This window comes from Carnobacterium sp. (genome assembly GCF_040274425.1).
Window position 1 is genome coordinate 1 of the sequence record NZ_JBEMBC010000090.1, and the last position, 9721, is coordinate 9721.

Below are 9721 nucleotides of genomic sequence, written 5' to 3' on the forward strand. Positions count from 1 at the left end.
ACCCAAGACGGAGATTGAGGGACTGGGGTCCAAGGCATTTTATTTGTTATCTCTTCAACGTTTTCAGATGAAAAGGCGTAATAATTTTCGTTTAGAGTAAAAATAATCATCTGCATATTTTTGTCACCTTTACAAACTTGCTTTGTCTAAAGCTTTAATAACGCGATCACTATCGAATGGTTTCACGATAAAATCGACTGCTCCAGAACGAATTGCATCCATAACCATTCCTTGTTGCCCCATTGCACTACACATGACAACACGTGCAGCTGGATCAAATGCTTTGATTTCTTTTAAAGCATCTACCCCATCCATTTCCGGCATAGTAATATCCATTGTTACTAAGTTTGGTTTTTCAGCTTTGTATTTTTCAACAGCTTCAATCCCATTTTGGGCTTCTGCTACTACGTTATACCCATTCTTTTCTAAAATATCTTTCAATTTCATCCTCATAAAAGCTGCATCGTCTACGATCATTACATTTTTTGTCATTTGTTTTTCTCCTCTCAAACTGTTAGTGCTTTTAACATCTTTTCTATTATCCCTGGTTTTGGGACGAAATACAATGAAGATTCTAATCGATCTCCTAAATAATAAAATTCATTTTTAATGATCATGATAGAATCGTCGTATTGGTTTTGTTCTAAATACACACTGCTCATAATTGCTCCGAACATATCTTCAATGATGATGGGCACAGACGTGACCAAGTTAGCGTCCATTAGTTTCATTACTGCATTCAAAAATGAATTAACGAGTATGTTTACCAACTCTTGCAAGGCTGAGTTGGCCATTGCTTCTGAATAAGGTGTATTTTCCGGCAACATCATAGCTACGATCGTCTCTGAGACTTTTTGATCGACTGTGAAAAGAAAGACACCTTCTGCATCTCCCATCATCTTAATGATGACGGCTTTTATCACAGCTTCTTCCGGCATGATCTGCTCATAAACATCTGCATATTCCATCATTTCAATAACTGGAACCGTCATGTGGACCGGTTTTTCAATCAGTTGAGATAAACTCGTTGCTGCATGTCCGCCACCGATATTGATCACTTCTTTTAGTACATCTAATTCCACTGCTGAGTAGTTAGACTTCACTGTACTCACCGATTCTTTCATTGCAAATAGCCGTTACATCCAAAATCAAAATGATGCTTCCATCTCCTAGAATAGTTGCGCCTAAATATTTCTTCAGCATACTCAATTCTTGGCCTAGCTTTTTGATCACAATTTCTTGTTGTCTGACTAAATCGTCTACGACCAAAGCATTGTAGCTGTCTCCTTGTTTTACCAATACCAAGTGCAGATTGGTTTCTTCTATCGGTTCAATACCGAGTGATTGGTTCAAACGAACGACCGGAACAGCTAACCCTTCGTATTTATAGACTTCACGGTTGTGAATACGGATAATGTCTTCTTCGGTTACTTTAACAATCGTTTTGATGATCCCTAATGGAATTGCAAAAGAATCTTGCCCCACTTTTACAAGCAAGGATTGAATAATTGATAACGTCAATGGCAAATTGATTTTGAAAACTGTTCCTTGGTTGACTACACTTTCCAATTCAACTGTTCCGCCTAGTTCAGTGATTTTTTGTTTAACAGCATCCATTCCTACACCACGACCAGAAATACTGGTCACTTCTTTGGCTGTTGAAAATCCTGGATGGAAAATCAATTGTTGAATCTCTTTGTCGCTCATTCCTTCAGTTGAGATCCCTTTTCGTTCAGCACTTTCTTTAATAATGGTAGGATTAACACCTTTTCCATCATCGCTCAACGTCAATACTACTCGATTGCCTTCTTGATAAGCAGTAATTTTAATGGTTCCTTTTGGATCTTTGCCTAATTTTACACGATCAGCAGGCATTTCTACTCCATGATCAGCTGAGTTACGCAACAAATGCACTAGGGGTTCACTTAGTTCAGAAACAACGGTACGATCTAATTCCGTATCTTCACCTTCAATAACCAAATCAAACTCTTTACCTAAATCGTTCGCTAAGTCTCGGATCATACGAGGAAAACGAGTCATTACCGTACTGACCGGCTGCATTCTGATTTTCAGAACCAAATCTTGTAATTCAGAACTGATCCTTGCTACGTGGTCCAGTGGTTCTTTCATTTCAGACACTTGCATTTGATCGCTTAAGTCTTCTAATCGCGTACGGTAGATCACCAATTCTGACACTAAATTCATAAAGGAATCTAATTTTCCGATGTCTACTCTGATGGATTGATTCATTGCATGACTTTGGCCTTTGGCTTTAGTTGTTTTTTCAACTTGAGCAGGTTTAGCAGCACCTTCAACGGTTGTAATTGCTGTTTGTTCCACTTGATTTTCTTGCGGCTCAGACGGAGTCGTTTCAGGTTCTTTCACGATTAAATCTTCTGCTTGTTGAACCGTTTGAATCAATACTTCTTCAATTTCACTATTGTCTAACGCCAAGTTGAAAACTGTTTCTTCATCCAATTTGCTGACATAGATCAATTTAAACACACTGCCGAAATCGTCATTTTCAAGAACTTCTGTGCCTGGTTCAGAATATAACACATCTCCATGTTGTTCCAACTTACTCATCACAAGATACACGCGGGCATTTTTCATTGAACTATCTTCATCAATTCGGATAGCCAATACATAAGCATTGTAGCCATCTTCTTTCGCTGCTTCAATGATCATTAAGTCTGAGTCTTCTACGTTTTCTAAGGCTAGATTAAGTGATGAACTTGTTTCTTGTTCCATTATCACTGTTCCTTGTGCTGTAGAACCATCACCGGAAGCCACATTATCCAACCGTTGAATCAAGTTTTTGATATCGCGTTCTGCTTCATTTCCTTCTCTTAAATCTTCCACTAAGTCAGACAAGGTATCTAAACAATCAAATATTAGAGCGATAGAAGTTGCATCGGCTGGAATGATCTTTTGCTTCAATAAATCAAATACGTTTTCCATTTTGTGGGTCAATTTAGCCATTGTATCGTAGCCCATTGTTGCAGCCATTCCTTTAATCGTATGAGCTGATCGAAACATAACGTCTACAATACTGGAATCTTCAGGATTGTTTTCTAATTCAAGTACTTGTTCATTCAAACTTTGTAAATGTTCGTCCGTTTCTTCAAAAAATAAATCGAGGTATTTACTATTTTCGTCCATAGTGTCCCTCCCTTTCATTGTTTCTTGTAGTTTCTTGTGTGTTATATTTTTTCATAAATGAAAGAAGCTCGTTTAATAAGACCGTACTTCTCTGGGCTATAAATGGTTTCTGTCGCTCCTGTGAAAAACAAGCCGCCAGGAACCAATGCATCACTGAATTTTTGGTACAATTCTTCTTTTACTTCATTTTTAAAATAAATGGTCACATTGCGGCATACGATCACGTTGTATCCTGTTCCAAAGCGGTCCCCAATTAAATCGTGCTTTTTAAAAGCTACTTTATTCTTGATTTGTTCAGATAAATAAAATGCATTATCTTCTTGAGTAAAGTAGTTCTGGCGATTCTTTTCATCAACATTTTTGATTTCTACACTTGAGTAGATTCCTTTTTTAGCTTTCGCTAAAATTGTTTCATCAATATCTGTAGCCGTTATTTTTTCCGCATGCTTAATGTTATGATTGGTCATGATCATAGCCAACGAATAAGCTTCTGCTCCGGTAGAACAAGCCGCACTCCAGATTTTTAAAGCGCCAAACTTTGGCTCTAAATACGATACCATCAATTCTTCGAATTCATCAAACACTTCTTTATTACGGAAAAAATCCGTTACGTTAATAGTAATGTAATTCAAAAAGTTCTTTTTCACTATAGGATCTGATTGTATTTTAACCGCATATTCTTCCAACGTTGCTGCACCGGTATTCTTCATGATCGTGCCAATCCGTCTTTGAAGTTGTTTTTCTTTGTATCCTTCTAGATTAATATTTAAATGTTCTTTTGTCCACGCGTAAAAAAAATCGAAATTCAACATTTAGCTTCGCATCCTTATCATCCAATTGATCAATTCTGATATTTCATCTAAACTGGCGATCTCGTCAATAACACCTTTTTGTACCGCATTACCTGGCATCCCATAAACAATTGACGTCTCTCTGTTTTGAGCCACTGTAAAACCGCCTGCTTTTTTAATTTTAGCTGACCCACGAGCTCCGTCATGACCCATTCCGGTTAAAATAAAGCTGACTAAATCACTGCCATAAACTTCAGCAGCAGCTTCAAACAAGTAATCAACAGCTGGTCTCACACCATGTAGCTTATCTGTTTCATTTAATTTAATGGAGTTATCTTCAATGATCATATGGTATCCACCTGGAGCAACATAAACGACACCGCCTTTGATTGGCATACCATCTTCGGCTTCTACTACATTTGCTGCAGATTCTTTGTCCAACCGTTTAGAAAATGATGTTGTAAATCCTTTTGGCATGTGTTGAACAATAAAAATAGGAAAGCTTAAGTTTTCCGGCAATGATCGAATAATCGAAAACAATGCTTTAGGTCCGCCGGTTGAAGCACCTATCGTAATGGCTTTTACTTTCTTTGGTAATCTTTTTTCTAATTCATTTGCCTGCAACAGTGATGTTTCTAGTGGTCGTTCACTTTTTTTCTGTTCAAATAAAGGTTTGATTTTATCTGCTACTTCGTTTTTGAATCCATCTGTTTGATTTCTGATATCATGTGGCTTTTCAATAAAATCCATTGCTCCCAAGTCCAAAGCAGCGATTGTATTGTCTTCTCCGCTAAACGAACTCATCATGATAACCGGTATAGAGTAATCTTTCTTTATGATCTCAAGTGTTTCTAGCCCATTTAATCCCGGCATTTCAATATCCAATGTGATCACATCAGGTTGAAGCTGCGGAATTGCCTTTAGCGCATCTCGACCATTTCTAGCCGTCCCGATAACTTCCAATCCCTCAATACTCGCTATCGTTTCACTGATAACTTTTCTCATGAAAGGAGAATCATCCACAACCAGTACTTTTATATTCACTCTTTATTACTCCCCTATCCCTGTTTACAGTACAATTATTTCTCTATTCACCATTCGAATATTCACTGTAAAGGTGGCTAAGTCTACGCTCATTGTTCTGCCCATGTTTCCTCCAGTATGATTGGCTAATAAAGGAATCCCTAGTTGTTTCAAAACTTCTTCAACCGCAAGTACATTTCGATCTCCGATACTTCCATGCGGAAGATCTTTAGAAAATTGAAACATACTTGCGCCACCTGCTATTTTAGCCACAAGCGGATTATTGTTGGTTCGTTTATTTATTTCTGATACCATGTGAGGAATAGCTAAATCAGCAAATTTTTCAACTTTGCTGGCATCTTTGAACGCACTGCTCTCAGGCAGCATGATGTGGCTCAATCCGCCGATTTTTGTTTTAGGATCATAGAGCGCAATGCCTACACAAGAGCCCAACCCTACTGTTATTAACGTTTGAGGTTGTTGTGCAACTTTATAATCTGAGATCCCAACCCTTAATTCATCTGCCATACATCTTTCACCATTCCTCTAACCATTCTTATCGATTCATCAATGACAGCAATTCATGTTCGCCATATTCTGAAAAAATACTATTCACATCTAATTGTAAAATGATGCCCTCTTCTGTTCTGATAAAAGCCATCACATAACTAGCTGCTTCTTGATTTCTTTTCTCTGATACTTCATGATCACTATTGTCAAAAGAACGAATAGTGGTTACTTTATCTACTGCTAAACCAATCTTTTTCTCTTGCCAGCTTACAACGATCACTTTAGTTTCATCGATCACTTCTGTTTTACGTTGGAAGAACCGTTCACTTAAATCAATGATCGGTAAAATACCGTCCCCGTAATCTATCGCTCCTAATACATAGTCAGATGTATCTGGGATCTTTGTTAATTCTTCGACATGAATGATTTTTTCAGTTACTTCGATTGGAACGGCAAAACTTTGACCACCACTATTAAACACAACAAACTTTTCCATTATTCTACTCCTCCGTTTTATTTATAGGATAATGAACGTGTACCAACTTTGTGAGCATACGCCACATTCCATTCCCATTGTTTTATTTTCTAATCCAACTTAAATTGATTCGTTTCTTCTTTTAATTCATTCGCAATAGATTCTAATTTGGCGATACTTGAAGAAAATTCTTCCATTGTAGCTAAAATTTCTTCCGCATTTGCAGACACTTCCTCAGTTCCAGCTGAGTTCTCTTCTGCTGAAGCAGCAATATTTTCAATCGCTACCACTGTTTCATCTTTTTTAGCTGAGATAACAAAGCCTAAGCTAGCTACATTCATAATACTTTCAACCAATTTATCCATTTGATCCGTTACTTTATTTGATGAATCGATTGCTTCATTAATCGTTTTCGTTTGGACTTCACTTTCTGCATGGGATTGTTCTACTTTGTTGACCATTTCATTTGATTTTTCTTGGATTGTTTTGATAATTGCTGCAATATCTTTTGTTGATTCGTCACTCTTCTCAGCTAATTTTCTGATTTCATTAGCAACAACTGCAAATCCTCGACCACTTTCTCCTGCACGAGCAGCTTCAATAGAAGCATTCAATGCTAACAAATTAGTCTGGTCAGATATTCCATCAATAACTTTAACGATTTTTTCAATATTTTGAATATCTTCATTTACATCATGAATACTATCGCCTAATTTATTCATTGTCTCAATCGTAGTTTCCCAATTCTCATGAACAACCGCCATCATTTGAGAGTTTTTACCATTTGCAATCGTCGTGTCATCGGTATGTTGACCCATTTTTTGGATATTTTGATCAATTTCACCTAATGTTTTAGATAATTCTTCCATTTTCCCTACTGTATCCTCTGTATCTTGTGTTTGAATACTTGTTGCTTGAGCAATACCCGTGATTGTTTCAGATACTTCTTCAGTTGCGGAAGTGGTTTGTTTAGAAATATCGTTCAATGTTTGAGTCATATCCGTTAAACGATTGCTCTTTTGTTGAATGCCTCCAACCATTTCTCTGAATTGATGCATCATTTTATTAAAAGCAAATCCAATTCTTCCAATTTCATCGCTATTTTCATTAATTGTTTTTCGTTTTCTAAACGCTTTAAAGTAAGGTTTATTTGGTAGAATATTAAAATCTTCGCCGGTAATTTCTGCAGTCAAATCTCCAGCTTCAACTTTACTGAAAGCTTTAGTCAATGCTTTGGCAATTGTCATAACATATTTTGAAGCCATCAATGCACTTAGTATGGCGATAATGATGCCGATAGCTAAACCAATAAGAGCTGATCTTTTTGTAGCATTTACTTCATTAGCCATTTCGTCCTCGCCAACTACTCCATACACAGTCATTCCTAATCGACTAGCTTTAGCATAGTAGCTGCCGATTTCTTGATTATTATTTTCATCATAAATATAACCTGTTTGTTCTGTTGCCTCTTTGACTAAGGTACTGTCACTAATATTCGTTCCAATCTTCTTAGGATCATTATCCATCAAATAATCCCCTGATTCAGAAAGAACAAAAAAGTGTCCAGTATTACCGTTTTGTATAGACGTTAAGTAGGTGTTCATTCTCTCTAAGTTTAAGTCAATTGCTAAAACACCATAAAAAGTGTCATCTACAATGATTGCTCTAGAAAGAGTCATCGCCATAGACCCTGTCGTTGCATCACGATAGGGCTCACTCCAAATCAATGCACCATTACGTTTGACCGCTCTTTGATACCAAGTTGTTGCACTTGCATCAAAGTCTGATGCTAAATCTTCAACTGTTCCTATGACTTCTTGATTTTCAGGTGCGTAATAAGCATTTCCTATGTACATACTGTTGTTCAAAACAAATTGTAATTCTTCTTGAACGAAGGTTTGAGCATCTTCATCCTCAGCAACTTCTTGAAATTCTGGCTTTTCGGCTAAAGAATTAATGGTATTTTCTAATTCTTGACCAATCCAGTCTAGTTGCGTTGTGAATTGTGTGGCTAGATTTTTTTCACTTTGTTCAATACGCTGAGATAACAAATTTTGTGTGCTGTAATAATTCATGACCAACACAATAATAATCGGTAGTGTGATCATTACTATCAAAGTAGGGATGATCATCATTCTAATACTTTTTTTCCTTTGACTCTTCTTTTCACGTAGCTTCTTCACCAACAAGCTCCTCCTTATGTAAAACTTCTCTAAAAACAATATTTTTTAACTAACTGTATTTTATTAAAGTTCTCATTGCTCTTTTTATTTAAACGTTTATTAAATAGCATATCGGTATTTTCCTTTCTTTCTTAAGGGTTTAAGTTTCTTTTTTTATTTGTTCTTAATGTTGTCACACCTTATCAATGGAAATAAAGGGTGATTGATTATTTTTAACATTGCATACAAACACTAAAAATCAAAAAATAAGCACCCTTTTGTCTGAAAAGTAAAAGGATGCTTATTTTTGTTTTATTCAATTATTAAAACTTGTTACTTTTATCGCTTAAGGCAATTTATTTCCAGCTGCTCGATAAATGTCATACCATTCTTCATGTGTTATGCGCACTTCAGAAGCTTTTGCATAATCTGTCAAACGCTCTGGAGTCATTGTTCCAACAATTGCTTGTATATGTGCTGGATGGCGTAAAATCCAAGCAATAGCCGTTGCTGAATTCGATAAGCCGTAACGTTCACCAATTTCTTTCAACTTTGCATTTATTTCAGGGAAGTTTTCGTTATCCACAAAAATATCTCCACCGCTTTTGATCGGTGACCACGCTTGCAATGTCATATCTTCTAAACGACTATAATCCAATATTCCACCATCTCGATTTATCCCATTGTCAAACTCAGTATTCACGTTTATTCCAGCATCCACCATACCAGTATGCATCGCACTAAACTGCATTTGGTTCGCGACTAAAGGTTGCTTTACATATTTTTTCAATAATTCAATCTGGTAAGGATTGTGGTTGCTGACACCAAAATTGCGGACTTTTCCGCTTTTTTCTAATTCTTCAAAAACTTCAGCTACGATCTCTGGTTCAACCAATGCATCTGGACGGTGCAACAACAACGCATCTAAGTAATCTGTATTTAAGCGTTTCAAGATACCGTCTACACTCGTTACTAAATGCTCTTTTGAAAAATCGTAGCTCCCTTTTCGAATGCCTACTTTAGATTGGATCAGCATTCTTTCTCGTAGAGAAGGATCCATGTCAATTACTTTTCCTAACGTTTCTTCGGCTTTTCCACCACCATAGATATCGGCTAAATCAAAAAAATCAACTTCTAAGTCTAAAGCATTTCTCACTACTTTATCAGCTTCTTCTGGTGATAATTTCCCCATTGACATACAGCCTAATGCAATATTTGGTACCATTAATTCACTTTTCCCTAAAAACATTCTTTTCATATTCATTAACCTTCTTTCTTTTATCTAAGAAATCGTTTTCAGTATACCACTTTTGACTATTTTTTACTAAAGATAGAATGTTCATTACCTTCGTTCAATTTGCATATTAGACTGCTTTCTTTTGCTCAGTGTATGTTAGTTAACGTAAGAGTGAGTGCATTTTGTTGGTTCACTTTTACGTCAAGTACCTAATGACGTAAAAGTGAGGCTTCTTATAAGCAACAAGGCGACAAAAAAACGTTCAGCACCCACCTATAAGATAGAATGCTGAACGTCTTGTATTTTAGCTAAACTGTTTCGCTTTCCATCACTGGAGTTTCTTTAAGAATAATATTTAAAA

9 protein-coding genes are annotated in these 9721 nt (G+C 36.5%); all 9 read right to left on the reverse strand.

The window, feature by feature from the left end:
* Window positions 1-129: 129 nt before the first annotated feature.
* Entirely contained in the window at window positions 130-492 is a 363-nt protein-coding gene (locus tag ABS911_RS12910; RefSeq protein ID WP_023179056.1) for a response regulator, read from the reverse strand.
* A gap of 14 nt (window positions 493-506) precedes the next feature.
* On the reverse strand, window positions 507-1103 hold the full coding sequence (locus tag ABS911_RS12915; RefSeq protein WP_350467897.1) for a chemotaxis protein CheC: 597 nt from the start codon (window positions 1101-1103) through the stop codon (window positions 507-509).
* Window positions 1093-3162, reverse strand: coding sequence for a chemotaxis protein CheW (locus ABS911_RS12920; protein WP_350452746.1), 2070 nt, complete (start codon window positions 3160-3162; stop codon window positions 1093-1095). Before ABS911_RS12920 ends, ABS911_RS12915 begins: the two co-directional genes overlap by 11 nt.
* 41 nt (window positions 3163-3203) lie before the next feature.
* Entirely contained in the window at window positions 3204-3974 is a 771-nt protein-coding gene (locus ABS911_RS12925) for a CheR family methyltransferase (RefSeq protein WP_034537509.1), read from the reverse strand.
* Entirely contained in the window at window positions 3975-4997 is a 1023-nt protein-coding gene (locus ABS911_RS12930; protein WP_251165679.1) for a protein-glutamate methylesterase/protein-glutamine glutaminase, read from the reverse strand.
* Between the two features lie 24 nt (window positions 4998-5021).
* Window positions 5022-5504: a chemotaxis protein CheD gene (locus ABS911_RS12935; RefSeq protein ID WP_034537510.1), complete on the reverse strand. Its 483-nt coding sequence runs from the start codon at window positions 5502-5504 to the stop codon at window positions 5022-5024.
* Between the two features lie 28 nt (window positions 5505-5532).
* The gene (locus ABS911_RS12940) at window positions 5533-5982 is read right to left on the reverse strand and encodes a chemotaxis protein CheW (RefSeq protein ID WP_034537512.1); all 450 of its coding nucleotides are present in this window, start codon (window positions 5980-5982) and stop codon (window positions 5533-5535) included.
* An 89-nt stretch (window positions 5983-6071) separates the two neighbouring features.
* The gene (locus ABS911_RS12945) at window positions 6072-8144 is read right to left on the reverse strand and encodes a methyl-accepting chemotaxis protein (RefSeq protein ID WP_350467898.1); all 2073 of its coding nucleotides are present in this window, start codon (window positions 8142-8144) and stop codon (window positions 6072-6074) included.
* A 325-nt stretch (window positions 8145-8469) separates the two neighbouring features.
* Window positions 8470-9381, reverse strand: coding sequence for an aldo/keto reductase (locus ABS911_RS12950; protein ID WP_350467899.1), 912 nt, complete (start codon window positions 9379-9381; stop codon window positions 8470-8472).
* Window positions 9382-9721 lie beyond the last annotated feature (340 nt).